Raw genomic sequence first — 16,484 nt, 5'->3', positions numbered from 1 at the left:
CCCCTTTCTGTTGTCTATCCTTCAATATTTACAACGTGATTCCCATCAAAGAAGTATAAACATTTCTCTTTCACAGGATGTTGTAAGCTTTTCTCCAGTGCTTTTGCATATAACGAAAGTTGCACTTTATATCGATCTTCTAAAATTGGTTTTGCTTGTTCGAATCCGCCTGGGAATTTCCCTTCAATCGTATCTGTTTTGAAGTCGATTAACGTAATGCCATCTTCCTCTTCAATCATGCAGTCGATAACCCCTTGGACAAGAATCGTTTCTTCACTCTTCCCTTGCCAATCTTGATATGCTTCTTTTGCTGCAAGCATCATCGTAAATGGTACTTCGCGCTCTACACTTTTTGCCGCTAATACCCTTTTACCTAAGTCACTGTCAAAGAATGAAATTACTTTTTCAATCGCTATTTCTTCCGCCTGCTCGAATGTTAATAATTCCTTATTTACCATTCCAGCAATTTGCTCTTGAAGAACTTCAACCGTAATCGGCTTCTTCAAATCAACATGCTGCATAACGGCATGGACTGCTGTTCCACGCTCTGCGTACGTTAACCCTTTTTTCTCCATAAAGCGCGGGCGTGTTTTAATTGGTGCACGTAGTTTTTTAATAAAGGCGTTATCGCTACCTTCTTCAGATTGATAATTTCTCTTTATTTCTGTAACAGACTGCTTCGCACGATGAGATGTCGCATCCTCATATCCGTACTTCCACATTAATCTGTTATACACTTCTTCTTTCCGTTCACTTTCTAATGGAACAGCCTTTTTCTCACGAAGCGCTTCTAACAATTCTTGTTTCTCTTCTTGAACTGGCTCTGGTGCAAGTAGCGTATTACCGTCCACAACTTCTACTTTCCAGCTAGTGTCATACCCGTAAATTTCACTTGGAATACTTCCTTGTCCTAATTCAAGAAGCATTTCACTATCACGATGTCTATATAATGAAGGTGCAATCCAGTCTAAATAACAAGACGCTCCGGCACGTATGTGATCTGGTAATAACCATTCATTATGTTCCCTCGCATCAAGCCATTTTTCCATTTCCTTATTTGCATCCTTAACTGTTCCGATTAAAATTAACTTCTCTTTCGCACGCGTTAACGCTACATATAATACACGCATTTCTTCCGCGATTAATTCCATTTTCATTTTGCGTTTAATTGCAAGTTGCGATAATGTCGTATATTTAATTCGTTTACGCGGATCGATAAATTGTGAACCGAAACCGAAATCTTTATGCAGTAAGAAACGCTTCATTAAGTCTTGTGTATTAAAACGACGACCGAGTCCAGCTACAAATACGACCGGGAACTCTAGCCCTTTACTTTTATGAATCGTCATAATGCGAACAACGTCTTCTTGTTCACCGAGGGCTCTCGCCGTACCCATATCATCACCGCGTTCTAAAATACGTTCAATAAAACGCAAGAAGCGGAATAACCCTCTAAATGATGTTGCTTCATATTGTCTTGCACGGTCATATAGTACGCGTAAGTTTGCCTGTCTTTGCTTTCCTGCTGGTAAACCGCCAACGAAGTCGTAATAACCTGTCTCACCGTACACTTTCCAAATTAAATCAGAAAGTGATTGTTGACGTGCAAATTCACGCCACCCTTGCAGTAAATTATAAAACCACTCTAATTTATCATGAAGTTCTTGCTCTTCTTCAAGCGGTGCTCCTTTTAAGAACGAGCTCATTACTTCATAAAATGACCCTTTCTTCCCATGAGCACGAAGCGTCGCAAGGTCTTCATCATTTAGTCCCACAATCGGTGAACGAAGTACAGCTGCAAGCGGAATATCTTGCATCGGATTATCAATAACGCGGAATACGTTCATCATAATATTTACTTCTGTCGCTTCAAAATAACCAGTCGCAAGGTCAGCATATACTGGAATTCCTTGCAATTTTAACTCTTCCATAATTTGCGGCGCCCACGGCATCGAGCGGAGTAAAATAACGAAATCACGGTATTGTACAGGGCGCATACTATCATTTTTACGATCATACACTTCATAACCTGAATCAACCATCGCTTTAATACGCTGCGCCATAAGACGAGCTTCTAGCTGTGCTTTTTCGACTTCTGCACCTTCTTCTCCATCCATTACTTCTTCTTCCGTTTGCTGAATACATAATAGCTCTGCCGCTACATCTTCACCTTCTGGATAGCTAGCACCTAGCTTTAATTCAGCATCAGCATCGTAGTCAATCTCCCCAACTTCTTCGCCCATAATTTGTTTGAAAATAAAGTTCGTACCTGCTAGTACTTCATGACGACTACGGAAGTTTTTCGCTAAGTCAATCTTCATTCCGCCGCCCGACCCTTCTTGTGTGAAGCGTTTATACTTTCCTAGGAATAGTCCTGGTTCGGCTAGTCGGAAACGATAAATCGACTGCTTTACATCACCAACCATGAACAAGTTTCCTTCACTCTCAGAATCTTTCGTTACGAATTTAATAATGGATTCCTGTACAAAGTTCGTATCTTGATATTCATCGACTAACACTTCAGCAAATTTATTACGATATTGAAGCGCTACTGCTGAAGGATTCATTTCACCATTTTCACTTTGTTCACTTAAAATTTGTAAACAGAAATGCTCTAAATCTGTGAAATCGACCATTCCTTTATCTCGCTTCATCGCTTGGAAACGCTCTGTAAATACTTTTACAAGTTGAACAAGCTTTTCTAATACAGGGTGCATATCTTGAAAATCTCGTAAGAAACTTTCAGGTTTGCGGCTAAATAACTCTTCTTGTAATTTCTTTACTTCATCTTTCGCTTTATTACGAAGAGAGTCTACTTGTTTTACAACATCTTCATTGTAATCACTTTTCTTAATACGCTTTAATGTTTGCCACGATACGTTTTGCATCGCTTCATACAATCTTGTCCACGACTCACGAGCAGCTGATGATAGCGTTCCAAGTAAAGCTACATCTGCTTGCAGGGTTTCAACGCGAGGAGCAGGACCGTCAGGAAGCATTGCGAGTTCAGTTGCCTTACGAATATGCTGTTCCGCTGTTTCAAGCTGGAATTTCACATCTTCTAATAAGTAAGAAGCATATACTAAATCTTCAATAGTCTTTCCTTCTACGTCATATGCTTCTACTAATTTATCAAGCCATTTTCCCGGATTTGGATGCGCTCTTGACTCTGTATGAAGCGCTAAAATCATACGTTGTAAGTCATCATCACTACGGTCACTCGTATAACGATCAACAAGTTCAAAGAAGATTGTATTATCTTCGATTCCGTACTCTTCTTCTAATATGTCATCTAGCACTTCTTCTTTTAACAATTCATTTTCTGTTTGATTCGCGATACGGAAACGAGGATCAACATCAAGCATGTAGTAATATCCTCTAATGACTTGTAAACAAAATGAATGAATTGTTGAAATGGAAGCTTTATTTAATAGGCTCAGCTGCTTTCTTACGTGCTGAGATCCTGGTTCATCAATTAATACCTTTTCTAACGCTTCCCCAATTCGGTTTTTCATCTCTTGCGCTGCTGCATTCGTAAAGGTTACAACGAGCAGGCGGTCGACATCGACTGGATTTTCTTCATTAATAATCTTCTTGATAATACGTTCAACTAATACTGCTGTTTTACCTGACCCAGCTGCAGCCGCAACTAAAATATCACGTCCGTTCGCTACAACAGCTTTCCACTGGTCATCCGTCCATTGACTACCTTCTGGTTTTTTAGGCCAATTTTCTATCATTCTCCGCCAACCTCCTCTCTTATTTTCTCCATCGCTTCACTATCTTTCATATCTTTTAACGATCGGAACTGATTATCTTCAAGTGACTCATCAAACTGACAAACAGATTTAAAGTTACAGAACGTACATGCTGCTTTATTTCCCATTTTATAAGGAGCAATATCAATAACACCTTCTGTAATGTCTTTTCCGATATTTTCAAACGTATGGTGTACATATTTCTGTAGTACGTTAAACTCTTGCTCGCTTGCAATACTTGAACGCGCACTAAAGCTACCGTCTTTTTTCAGGCCAGCAGAAATAATATCTGAACTTCCTGTTGAAAGTTTGTTATCCATTAAACGAACAACGTCAGCATCTCCTAGTACGAGTCCTTTCATTTTAAATTTCTTTAATATTTCCTTTTCAATCTCAGCTTCAGATGCGTCACCTTTCATCTCAACAATTGGGTTATGAATATGGAAGTACAGTACACCAGCTGGTGATGCTGCGTGGCCTTTTTTCATCCACGTCTGTGCATTTGAAGTAACAACGTCTAAATACGTTAACATTTGAAGTGCTAATCCGTAATACACTTCCGTTAAATCTAACGCTTTTGAACTTGATTTATAATCAATAATACGTAAGAACGTCCCGTTTTCATCTTCTGCCTTATCAACACGGTCAATACGGCCGACAACTTCCATCTTCACACCATTTGGTAATGAGAATTCCATCGGCGGAAGCGATCCTGTACCACCCATACCGAACGGCACCTCTAAATCAACTGGTACGAATCCGCTCGACTTCGCATGTTCACGAAGAATGATTGACGTACGGAAAATGATTTGTTGTAGTTTTTGTTTTAAATAGAAATGACGGTTTGAACTTAATAAAATTTGTCGTTGTAATAACGGTGCGATTTCTTCTATTACTAAAACAGAAAGATGTTCACACTCTTTTATGGATAAATCCGCCCAAGTGCGGTTTTCACGCAATAACTTGTCCGCAATTTTCTTTAATGCCGCATGGAATAATTCGCCTATGTCTGGCGCATCAAGCTTGAAAATATCACGCTCTCTAAGCGATAAACCGTGCTGCGCAAAATGAGCATATGCACAACGGTTAAATAGTTCCATACGAGAGACGCTTCCTTTAATTGTATCTCCGTATAAATCTCTACTTACTGCTGTACTTAGTTTCTGCGCACGATTTCGATAGAATAAACTTGATAAGACGCGGCTACTTTTTTGTTTCCATTCATCTGAAGTTACGTAGAAATTATATACGTCCCACCAAAAGTCTAAATTCCCTTCAAATCCGTATCGCTTCCACGTTTGTAGTTGCTGCATAACGTAAGATAACGTTACTTCTGGCGTTGCTACATATGAAATTTGTTCTGAACGTGATAAATCGTTTACGTCATTCGTAATAAATGAATCTTTCACATTAGGGAACATTCTTTTTATTTTCTTAATAAAGCTAGACGCAAGTAACGTCTTTCCTTCTTCATCTGCAAGCGGGCATGAAATGTATAACTTCTCAGACGCTCTCGTTACCATTTGATACATAACGAACTGTTCTTCTAACAAAGTTTGTCTTGTCGTTGGCGCTAATTCAATCCCTGCCGCACCAAGAACTTCTCTTTCCTCATCAGAAAGCATCCCTTCGTCCATAGGTGCTGCTGGAATGACACCCTCATTTACACCTATAATAAACGTTGCTTTCACGTCAGATAACCTGGAGTGATCAATATTAGCAATTAACACTTGGTCTAATGACGGCGGAATGTTAGCAAATTGAAGTGCCTCAAGACCTGTCGACATAACGTCAGTAAACATAGAAAGAGACATTTTCTCTTCCCCAAGCATCTCTACAAATGTATCAAGAAGGCTCATTACTTCTTCCCATACTTGTTCATGATCTGTCGCAAATAAGAAATCTCCACTTTCTTCTGCACGTATACGTAATTCTTCTAGTTTCTTCGGAACATCCAGTTCTTCTAAAAACAAGTAAACTGCTTCACACATTTGCATAACTGTCCCTGCACGCTTTAACCTTTTTTGCATGCGAATAACAGGTGTTCTTACAACGTCACGTAGCCTATTTATTTTCTCTTCCATTTCACGTTCACTGTCTGTAATCATCCCGTTCGTATCATCAAGAGAACGATAACGGCGATACATCCATGGATCTTCAGCAGTCCATCTCTTTCCTTGTACACCGTACGCTAAACAGTAATTTTCAAATTCATCCATTTCTTCACGCATCGCTTCTTTTCTTATGTCTAATGGATATAAAAGCTCTGTTTTCACGCAACGGAACACCGCATCATAACGCCAATTCCCACTAATAATCTCGAGTGCAGAACGAATACATTCTACTAATGGGTGGTGTGACATCGGGCGTTTTTCATCGATGAAGTGCGGGATATTATAATCTGTAAATAACGTTCGCATCACATCGTAATAACTTTCCCCATTACGAAGAAGCACTGCAATATCTCGATAACGATATTTTTCATCCGCGACAAGTTTACGAATTTCACGAGCAACACCTTCTACCTCCGCTCGTAAATTCGCAGCTGTACTAATCGTTACACTCGCTTCACCGTTAAATTTCTCATTCGGACGCGCTTCATAATGAGCTTCTAAATGCGCTAATGCCGGAGAATGAAAACGCGGCTGTTCTATAAGTGGAATTGTTTTTTCAATTTCTATTTTCTCTTCACGCGCTACTTGTTTTATTTTTTCATACGTTAACGTCGTTTCATAAAATAAATCGAGTTCATTTACTGGCTGCGCTAACGTTTTTTCATCTATCGTTAACGTGATCGTCACTCTCGCTCCACAAATCATAAGCTGCCTTAAAATCTCTAACTCTTGCGGGGAGAATGAATGAAATCCATCTATATAAATTTCCGCACCATTTACATATTCAGACTGCGGAAGCTTTTCCACTAGCAATTGCAGGTAGTCTTCTGAATCTAAGTATTTTCCAATTAAAGCACGCTCAAAATCATCATATAGTAACTGTAAATCATACACTTTATTCGCTAGTAACTTTTGTTCGGCACTGCTACTATGCGCATCTAATTGTTGCCACATTTCATATACGTTAGATGGCGTTACATTGTAACGTTTAAACTCTGCAATCATACTGCCAAGATGTTCAAAGAAACCGTTTTGCTCCGCTGCTTTTTGGAACACCGATAATCCATCTTTACGAGACTCTACAATTTTACGGAGTAACATATGTACACCAGCTTCATCAATATGAAGACGACTTGCTCCGCCAACTTCTTGCAGCACCTTCCACGCTAATCGTGAAAAACTAAAAACTTGTGCCCGAATAGAACCTCTTACATCCTCACTTCCAATTAACGCCTGCTGCGTCTGGAATGTCATCTGTTCTGGCACAAGATATAATATTGTTTTCCCTCTCGGGCGCTGTTTTAACTCTTCTTGCACTTCGCGTAAACAAAGTGTACTTTTTCCACTTCCCGCTCTACCAATCACAAATCGAAGTGACATGTAACCCCACCTTTCACTTACATAACGAACGTTAGTTTGCTACTATAATTGTATTATAGTACACGAAAAAAGACAAACTGAGTTGTTTGTCTTTTCTATACTTCTACTTCATTATATCAACCTTTTGAAAAATTCGTTTGCACCTCTTGAATTGGCCAATATCGCAAATCAACTTTCCCGACGACTGTATCAGCTTTTACAAAGCCAAAGTGCCTACTATCCCAGCTCCCGAGCCGGTTATCACCTACTACAAAAATAAACCCGGGTGGCACCAGCTTTTCTTTCGTTAACTCTTCTAATTTAAAATCGCCTGTTAGTTGCCTTCCATTTATCTCTTTCTTATACTTCTCTAAATACGGCTCATCAATAAATTGTCCGTTTATATATAATTTATCATGCCTATATTCAATATGATCTCCAGGTAAACCGATAATTCGCTTTACATAGTCCTCTTTTTTATTCGCATGAAACACCACAACGTCAAATCTGTTCAAGTCCCCAACTTGATAACTCACCTTATTTACAACGAGCATATTGCCATCTTGCAAGGTCGGCATCATTGACTTCCCCTCTACAACATACGTTGAAAAGAAAAACGTTCGAAAAAATACAGCTAATAATACACCAATTAAAATTGTTCGTATCCACTCTATGCCTTCTTTTTTCAAAGTTTTCTTCATCTGCTTCTCCCCTTATCCTTTAATAATGAAGCCTACACTTATAAAGAAGACTATTCTTACTGTAATTCTAACTTTACTTCAATTTTCTTACCGACATACCATAAAATAAAAATACCAATCGCTACAATGACTGATTTCACTGGATTATGAATAAATGACATTAAATCATGACCGATATACGTTAAAATAAAAATCATCACAAGCTTTCCGAATGCTAACGCTAGCCCAAACTGTTTTACACTAATTCGGGATAAACCAGCGACAACATTTATTAGCGCTGACGGTGTAAACGGAAAACAAAATATAACAAAAATCGGTGCGAATCCTTTCCTTTCAATCCACCCCATTGCTTTTCGTACTCTCTCATGCTTATTTACAAACGAAAAGAAACGACTGCGACCAAAATGGCGGATGATGAAAAAGACAAGTAAGGCACCCATTACTGATCCAAGCCATGAATAAAGAAAACCGAGCCAAAAGCCAAATGCAACAGCATTCGCCAGTACAAATACAATAAGCGGTAATGCTGGAATCAACGCCTCTATCATCGGTAAACCAATACCAAGAAGTGGTCCGAACGCTTTATAACTCTCAACAATATGATCCATATTTTCTGGTGAAAAATACTCTTTGATTGTCTGAAAATCCATTCTACACTTTACCCCTTTACTCTAAATACTATCCCTACTGTATCATCGCTTATATGAAAGAGGAAATGGTAGATACGACATATGGAGATGTATTTATTAAAGTTTCCATATCTTTCATAAGAATTCCTTCATTATTTAGCTATGATAATCTATCAATATTTGACAAGATATTACATATTAATAACACCCTATCCAACAATATTCTTATATCCCTTCAAAAATAGTATATTGCAAATAATTTATTTAACTATAAAAAAATAGTATTTTTTACATTTTTTATTAAAATAACATCATAAATCCGTTATACTTAATATCGCAATATATTTATTTTATGTTTTTAGGAGGAAATACTTTGAAAGACACAGTAAAATTATTAAAATGGGTTACTGGTGCCTTAGAGGCTTTACTGGGAATACCTGTACTCGGAGGAACTATTGTTGTTTCTTTACTTTGGTTACCACTTCTTTTCATGCTAGTATTACATATCGTTACTTTAGTATTGGCTAAAAAAGCTAATATGAGTGCTAACGGTAATGTGCTAGGAATTGTAACTTCTTGCCTTGCATGGATTCCGTTTGTAGGAATGATTTTGCATATTTTATCAGCTATCTTCATTATGATGGATGCTGCCCGTAAGGAAGAAACTTATTAATATTTAAATAGCAAAAAAGCTGTCCTAGAATGTCGCTTAAAGCAACATTCTAGAGGCAGCTTTTTCTATATTACACTTCATCTTCTCTAACAACATACACCTTCTCATAAGCGGGTCTTAATGTTGATTCCTCTTTTTTATCAATCTCTTTAAAACAAGGGCTCCCTTGTTTTTTCCTACGATCTTCATATTCAGTACGTAATTTCGCTGTACGATTTTGTTGATTTTCAAAACTAGTTTTTGATATTTCTAATTTCACAGCAAAGCCATTTATAAATCTAATAATAAGATTTCCATCTTTTAATTCTTTATTACTTTCAATATAAAAATGAGACAACCACGCGCACTCTTTTCTAGAGTAAGAATAGGTAGGGAAAAAATAAAGTTGATCTGTAGGACTAATCGCAATTGGTGCTTTATGTGTGATATTAGTTAACTCTTTCGTTCCTTCTTTTCTGCCTAAGAAACTCGAGCCATGCTTTCGGCAACTTCTTTCTATAATATCTAGAGGTTTTTGAAATACGAAAAAAGAATCATTCATTTCAACGACTCGCGTAACAATTTTCTTTTCACTGAGAATAATAGGAAGTAATGCCATCGTATTTTTCGTTACAACATAATTTTCAACATAGCGTTCCACTTTACTTTCCATACTCTATTATCTCCTTTTTCCATTTATATTAGCAGCTGCATGTATAATTTTAGCACCTATGAAAAGGAAATGGTCTGTACATTCCACTATTTTACATTATTTTATCATTTATCAAACATTCTTTAAATTAAAAATAAGTATATAATAATAAAAAGATAATATTATGCACAAAAAAGCATTTATACTACTATAAATATTTGAAATCACTTCTTCATTTCACATCATTACAACAATTAACTTTGCTATAATTAAAATGTAAATCCAATATACGGAGGGCCACTATGGAAGAAAAAGAGATTCAACCATCGATTCAAATGAAAAATAGTAGCGTCATTATCGTGAAAAACTCAGCTAGTATTATATTCGGTTTATTTTTTATTCTGCTATTCTTTGCCAAACCGTTTCGTAAATCAAAATGTCCCGAATGCAAAAAACGTGAGAAGAAAAAAGTGGCGAAAGAAGAATAAAAGGCTTTCCTTTTTGGAAAGCCTTTTATTCTTCTTCATATTCATATATTTTCGCGTATGCTTTTATCTCTTCAATCGTATATATCAAGTACAACTTCACTTGTATATTTTTCAATCATACCTACTCCCGTCCCCTCTTCCTTCCCCTTGTCCTTATCACTCATATATCTAGACAACAAAAAAAGGATGGCATAAGCCATCCTTTTTTCCATCATCAACTATAAAATTATAGTTTGATTACGTTTTTAGCTTGAGGTCCACGGTTACCTTCTTCGATTTCGAAGCTAACTTTTTGGCCTTCTTCTAGAGATTTGAAACCTTCAGTTTCGATTGCAGAGAAGTGTACGAATACGTCGTTTTCGCCTGGAACTTCGATGAAACCGAAGCCTTTTTCGTTGTTAAACCATTTTACTTGTCCTGTTACTGCCATGATTATTTCCTCCTAAGAAAATACAAATTTAATTTTTTTAGTCTTCCTGTCTAAAAAAAGAATCCACACATTATCAAATACGAAACATAAACTAGTTCTCACATACTTTTTCTCGTTCGTTTTCAGCACTTGATAACATATGGATTGCTTAATTTAACTATTCAACTGACATCATCATAGCACATTAAAATAAAATGTACAATCTTTTTCTAAAATGGAATTTCTAATTTTTAGTATTTCTTATAAAATATAATTATCTCTATTCCAAATAAGGAGGAATTTATGAACAACAAAATTCCTAGAAAAACATTAAAAAGAATCGAAGAGGATATTGAAAATAATAATCTTGGAAAAGCAAGAGATAGATTGCATGGCCTCATCTTTACATACCCAAATGAATTACATCTTCGAAAACAACTCGGAGATATTTATTATACATTACAATATCCAGAAATGGCTGGACGTTACTGGTATCTAGAGAAACATAAAACAGACATTATGCATGAATCATGTTTATTATTTGAAAAATCAATGGGAAATAATCCTCATCATATTGCACGTGCTTTAAAGTTTAAAGGCGATTCTAACCATTTAAAAGGTTTGTATAAAGATCAACCTTTATCTTCAGTGCAGAAGAAAGTAGCAGAGGAGTTAATTTATGAGTATAAAGAAACATGGCAAGATAAGCTAGTTCCTTTTGGCTGTCTAGCATTCCTTGCTTGCCTTCTCTTTTCTGCCATTGTTGGTCTATTCACTATTTGGAATTGGATTTTTTAATTATAGGGGGAATTTTCACATGTCAAACTACGATAACGAAGAAAAGCTAACAGGCGGAAACGTTTCGAACGTATATCGTTCTGAAAATACTGTTCGTCGAGAATTAAAGCCAGATAGCGCAAAGATCCATAAGCTATTACAACACTTAGAAAACAAAGGATTTCATTATGCTCCAAAGTTTTTAGGTGTAGATGAAAAAGATAGAGAGATTTTATCCTTTATTGAAGGAGAAGCTGGCAATTATCCTTTAAAAGAATATATGCGATCTAATGATGTATTAAAAGAAATCGCAAAGATGCTCCGCCTTTACCATGATGCTGTAAGTGATTTTCCGTTATTAGATGATTGGAAACCGATGAATCACACGCCAAATAACATTGAGGTTTTATGTCACAATGATTTTGCCATATATAACATTATTTTCAATAATGAGAAACCAGTAGGGATTATTGATTTCGATGTTGCTGCTCCTGGTCCAAGACTATGGGATATCGCTTATACACTTTATACTTGTGTGCCTTTAAGTAGAGTGTATTATACAGAATCTGGTGAAGCCATTCATTATGAATCATCGCAACATGCAGATCGTATTAAAGAAAAAGTGAAGTTGTTTGTTCAATCCTATGGTAAAAATATGGGTGAAGATTACTTAGGAATGGTGTTGCTTCGTTTAGAAGGGTTATGTACATATATGAAAAGAAAAGCTCAAGAGGGCGATATTAACTTCCAAAGAATGATTGATGAAGGACATCTAGAGCATTATGAAAAAGATATAAAGTTTATTCGCGAGCATAGAGGGGATTGGATCTGATAAACATATGACGATATTGTCATTTCGTGTCGGTAAGTTAGTATAATTTCCTTTACTCTCGCATCAATTACAAAATAACAAGGGGCACCCTTCAAAAAGGTGCCCTTCCTTTTATTTCGTAAACTGTGCTTCTTCTGTAGATCCTTTTAACGCTGTCGTTGATGAAGTTCCGCCTGTAATTACTTGTGCAACTTCATCAAAGTAACCTGTTCCTACTTCGCGTTGATGACGTGTTGCAGAGTAGCCATGTTTTTCAGCTGCGAATTCTGCTTGTTGTAGTTCAGAGTATGCTGCCATGCCGCGCTCTTTATAGCCACGTGCTAGTTCAAACATACCGTAATTTAATGAATGGAATCCAGCAAGCGTTACGAATTGGAACTTATAACCGTAAGATGCGATTTCCTTTTGGAAGCTCGCAATTGTTTTTTCATCTAGTTTTTGTTTCCAGTTAAATGATGGAGAGCAGTTGTAAGCAAGTAGCTTTCCCGGATGCTCCTTATGAATTGCGTCCGCAAATCGTTTTGCATCTTCTAAATTTGGTTCCGACGTTTCACACCAAACGAGGTCTGCATACGGTGCATACGCTAAACCGCGCGCAATTGCTTGATCAAGACCTGCATTCGTACGGTAAAATCCTTCTGGTGTTCTTTCTCCTGTAATAAATGCTTTATCAACAGGATCGATATCGCTCGTAATTAAATCAGCTGCATCTGCATCTGTTCTTGCAACGATAATTGTCGGCACTCCCATTACATCTGCTGCAAGGCGTGCAGAAATTAAATTGCGTACTGCTGTTTGCGTTGGTAGTAGTACTTTTCCGCCTAAATGGCCACATTTTTTCTCTGAAGATAATTGATCTTCAAAATGCACACCTGATGCACCTGCTTCAATCATACCTTTCATCAGTTCGAATACGTTTAATTGTCCACCAAATCCAGCTTCTGCATCTGCTACAATCGGTACGAAATAGTCTGTATCATCGCCTCCTTCCATATGCTGAATTTGATCCGCACGTTGAAGTGTTTGATTAATTCGTTTCACTACAGCAGGTACGCTGTTCGCTGGATATAAACTTTGGTCTGGATACATATGTCCAGAAAGGTTTGCATCAGCTGCTACTTGCCAACCACTTAAGTAAATCGCTTTTAACCCAGCTTTCACTTGTTGCATCGCTTGGTTTCCTGTTAATGCGCCAAGTGCGTTAATATAGTCTTCTGTATGAAGCGATGTCCAAAGCTTCTCAGCACCGCGGCGCGCTAATGTATGTTCAATATCAATCGATCCGCGCAGGCGAATTACATCTTCTGCCGAATATGGACGTGTGATCCCTTTCCAACGCTCATCTAATTCCCAGCTCTCTTGTAATTTCTCGATTCTTTCGTTTTTCATTTGTTCCATCCCCTTTTCATTTTTTATAAAATTTCATAACCCGGTAATGTTAAAAATGGTACGAATTCATCATTTCGAACGAGATTTGTAAACAACGTTGTCGCTTCTTGGAATCTCCCTTTCTTAAAGGCTTCCTTACCAATCTCTCTTTCTATTTTTGCTAATTCTTCTTCTTTTAGCTCTTCCATTAATTCAAGCGTAATATTACGACCATCATTTAGTTTTCCACCTTCATGACGAATCCATTGCCATACTTGTGCTCTTGAAATTTCAGCAGTTGCCGCATCTTCCATTAAGTTATAAATGGGTGCTGCTCCCCGTCCGCTTAACCAAGATGCAATATATTGAATACCTACGCTAATATTCATGCGAAGGCCCTCTTCTGTAATCGTTCCCATCGGTACCTCTAGTAAATTGTTTTCTGTTACACATATTTCTTCACGTTTTCTAAAAATTTGATTCGGTGTTTTCATAATGTGATTAAATACTTCCATTGCAACCGGTACAAGTCCAGGGTGGGCAACCCAAGTCCCGTCATGACCATCTAAAGCTTCGCGCTCCTTATCAGCACGCACTTTTTCAAAAGCTGCTTCATTTGCTTCTGGATTATTTTTAATCGGAATTTGTGCCGCCATTCCTCCAATTGCTGGTGCATTACGACGGTGACATGTTTGAATTACTTTCAAAGAATACGAACGCATAAATGGCGCCGTCATCGTAACTTGCGCTCTATCTGGTAGTAAGAATTTATTATGATTACGGAAACTCTTTAAAAAGCTAAAAATATAATCCCATCTTCCGCAGTTTAAGCCAGCAGAATGATCTTTTAGCTCATACAAAATTTCATCCATTTCAAACGAAGCGTGAATCGTTTCCAGTAACACAGTTGCTTTAATCGTTCCATTTGGAATGCCGATATATTTTTGAGCAAATACGAATACATCATTCCATAATCTCGCTTCTAAATAACTTTCCATTTTTGGTAAGTAAAAGTATGGGCCGCTCCCTTTTGCTAAAAGAGCTTTCGCATTATGGAAAAAGTACAAGCCAAAATCTACTAAGCTACCCGATATATTTTCCCCATCAACTTGCATATGCTTTTCCTCTAAATGCCATCCTCTTGGACGTACAATGAGTACAGCTGTTTTCTCATTTAATCTATATTCTTTCCCTTTATCATTTTCATGTGAAATCGTTCCCTTTACTGCATCTCGTAAGTTGATTTGACCTTCAACTGCATTTTCCCAAGTTGGTGAATTCGAATCTTCAAAATCCGCCATAAAAAGATGCGCTCCTGAATTTAAAGCGTTAATGACCATCTTTCTATCTACCGGTCCAGTAATCTCTACGCGTCGGTCCTCTAAGTCTTTTGGCAGCTTGGCAATTGTCCAATCCGCTTCACGTATGTGTTTTGTTTCTTCTAGAAACTTCGGAAACTCCCCTGCATCAATTCTCTTTTGTTTTTCTACACGTTTTTGTAAAAGTTCTATGCGGCGCTCATTAAAATTCTCATGTAGTTCCTTCAAAAAACTAAGCACCTCAGGTGTCAATATTTCGTTGTACGCTGGTAACATTTCTCCAACGAGTGTAACCCGTGAAGTTTGCGTCGACATATTAGCATCCCCTTCTTAAACTGTTTTATAACAGATTTGATTTCATGTTTTATATTATATAACAAATCTTCAGAAAAGGAAGTTTTTTTTGAAAATTCATTTCATTTTTTTCAAAACGCCATTCTTTCGCACTTTATTTCATACAAAAAAAGGTCGCTGTTATACAACAACGACCTTTTTTGTATTATTTTTAAATTTCACTTTGACTAGTTAAACTTTATTACTGCCCTTGTTCCATATCATGCAATATTGCTCTATGTAAAAACTGTGCGTATTGTTCTCTCGTTACCTTCATAGACGGACCGAATTTACCTTCTCCGATTCCCATTGTAATACCATTTGTTTGTACTGCACTAATTGCGTTCGTTGCCCATGAATTTGCTGAAACATCATTAAAGTTATGAGATCCCTTCGCCTGTAAGTCAAAAGCATTCGTAAGAACTTGTGCCATTTCCGCACGCGTTAACGTCGCCTTCGGTCTAAAGTTTCCATTCTCGTCTCCCTGGAAAATTCCCATTTCCGTTAAAGCCAATATCTCCTCGATAAAGCTTGTTGAATTTTCATCGATATCTCCATATGGGTTTTCATATTCATCTTGTTCTTCCATATCAAACACACGGTAAATTAAAGCTGCAACTTGCTCACGTGTTACATTATCCCCAAAACCAAATATTCCATCGCCATATCCCAAAATAATTTCTTGTTCCGCTAATTCATGAATTGCCTCATATGCCCAATGTCCTTTTGGTACATCTTTAAATACAATTGTATTTGTTTTTTGCAACGGTGCACTTTCCGCTTTTACACTGTTACTCTCTGCTGAGAATAACACCCCACCCATAATTGTTAATGCTGTAGCTGTTTTTAATAATTTTTTGCTCATCAAATTATCTCCCCAATATGTATATGTTTTTTTAAAAATATACAGAATAAATGGTATAGTGACAATATATTTTCCGACACATTTCGTGACGGTTTTGTGAATCATATTACACATCATGTCTTTTTCATCGGATTGATTATAAAGCTTGTGTATAACCATAAAAATACATAAATACGAATAATAATTCTTTTTTAAACAAACAAAAAAGCACAAATATTTCTATTTGTG

The 16,484-nt window shown here is 37.1% G+C and carries 13 protein-coding genes; 4 read left to right on the top strand and 9 right to left on the bottom strand.

Annotated features, from left to right (window positions below):
* Positions 1 to 14: 14 nt before the first annotated feature.
* From addA to AC241_RS05775, 4 genes are all read right to left on the bottom strand, one after another.
* Entirely contained in the window at positions 15 to 3,740 is a 3,726-nt protein-coding gene (addA, locus tag AC241_RS05790) for a helicase-exonuclease AddAB subunit AddA (protein ID WP_029442119.1), read from the bottom strand.
* On the bottom strand, positions 3,737 to 7,252 hold the full coding sequence (gene addB / locus AC241_RS05785; RefSeq protein WP_043936620.1) for a helicase-exonuclease AddAB subunit AddB: 3,516 nt from the start codon (positions 7,250 to 7,252) through the stop codon (positions 3,737 to 3,739). Before addB ends, addA begins: the two co-directional genes overlap by 4 nt.
* Positions 7,253 to 7,368: 116 nt before the next feature.
* A complete protein-coding gene (gene lepB, locus AC241_RS05780) occupies positions 7,369 to 7,932 on the bottom strand; it encodes a signal peptidase I (RefSeq protein ID WP_016082503.1) in 564 nt (187 codons plus the stop codon).
* Between the two features lie 56 nt (positions 7,933 to 7,988).
* A complete protein-coding gene (locus AC241_RS05775; protein WP_043936619.1) occupies positions 7,989 to 8,582 on the bottom strand; it encodes a TVP38/TMEM64 family protein in 594 nt (197 codons plus the stop codon).
* Positions 8,583 to 8,934: 352 nt separating this feature from the next.
* Between AC241_RS05775 and AC241_RS05770 the strand changes: the two genes are divergently transcribed.
* Positions 8,935 to 9,234, top strand: coding sequence for a hypothetical protein (locus AC241_RS05770; protein ID WP_000655757.1), 300 nt, complete (start codon positions 8,935 to 8,937; stop codon positions 9,232 to 9,234).
* 70 nt (positions 9,235 to 9,304) lie between these two features.
* Here AC241_RS05770 and AC241_RS05765 read toward each other — a convergent pair whose 3' ends face one another.
* The gene (locus AC241_RS05765; protein ID WP_029442117.1) at positions 9,305 to 9,886 is read right to left on the bottom strand and encodes a competence protein ComK; all 582 of its coding nucleotides are present in this window, start codon (positions 9,884 to 9,886) and stop codon (positions 9,305 to 9,307) included.
* A 281-nt stretch (positions 9,887 to 10,167) separates the two neighbouring features.
* On the opposite strand from AC241_RS05765, the gene AC241_RS05760 reads away from it, so the two are divergent.
* On the top strand, positions 10,168 to 10,353 hold the full coding sequence (locus AC241_RS05760) for a hypothetical protein (protein WP_016082506.1): 186 nt from the start codon (positions 10,168 to 10,170) through the stop codon (positions 10,351 to 10,353).
* A gap of 226 nt (positions 10,354 to 10,579) precedes the next feature.
* Here the strand turns inward: AC241_RS05760 and cspA are convergent, their stop codons facing one another.
* Entirely contained in the window at positions 10,580 to 10,783 is a 204-nt protein-coding gene (gene cspA, locus AC241_RS05755) for an RNA chaperone/antiterminator CspA (protein WP_000301522.1), read from the bottom strand.
* Between the two features lie 282 nt (positions 10,784 to 11,065).
* Here cspA and AC241_RS05750 point away from each other — a divergent pair, with 282 nt between their 5' ends.
* Both AC241_RS05750 and AC241_RS05745 read left to right on the top strand, forming a co-directional pair.
* A complete protein-coding gene (locus AC241_RS05750) occupies positions 11,066 to 11,560 on the top strand; it encodes a DUF6584 family protein (RefSeq protein WP_043936617.1) in 495 nt (164 codons plus the stop codon).
* 19 nt (positions 11,561 to 11,579) lie between these two features.
* Positions 11,580 to 12,371, top strand: coding sequence for a phosphotransferase (locus AC241_RS05745; RefSeq protein ID WP_029442115.1), 792 nt, complete (start codon positions 11,580 to 11,582; stop codon positions 12,369 to 12,371).
* 111 nt (positions 12,372 to 12,482) lie between these two features.
* Here AC241_RS05745 and aceA read toward each other — a convergent pair whose 3' ends face one another.
* The 3 genes from aceA to AC241_RS05730 all read right to left on the bottom strand — a co-directional run bounded on the left by aceA (position 12,483) and on the right by AC241_RS05730 (position 16,361).
* Positions 12,483 to 13,760 (bottom strand): isocitrate lyase, encoded by a 1,278-nt coding sequence (gene aceA / locus AC241_RS05740; RefSeq protein WP_080990744.1) that lies wholly within the window; start codon positions 13,758 to 13,760, stop codon positions 12,483 to 12,485.
* Between the two features lie 23 nt (positions 13,761 to 13,783).
* Entirely contained in the window at positions 13,784 to 15,373 is a 1,590-nt protein-coding gene (gene aceB, locus AC241_RS05735) for a malate synthase A (protein ID WP_050842841.1), read from the bottom strand.
* 220 nt (positions 15,374 to 15,593) lie between these two features.
* On the bottom strand, positions 15,594 to 16,361 hold the full coding sequence (locus AC241_RS05730; protein WP_140163765.1) for an S-layer homology domain-containing protein: 768 nt from the start codon (positions 16,359 to 16,361) through the stop codon (positions 15,594 to 15,596).
* Positions 16,362 to 16,484 lie beyond the last annotated feature (123 nt).

Origin of the sequence: Bacillus thuringiensis (assembly GCF_001182785.1) — a bacterium.
Classification (GTDB): Bacteria; Bacillota; Bacilli; order Bacillales; family Bacillaceae_G; genus Bacillus_A; species Bacillus_A thuringiensis_S.
This window is presented reverse-complemented; position numbering and strand designations above follow the sequence as displayed.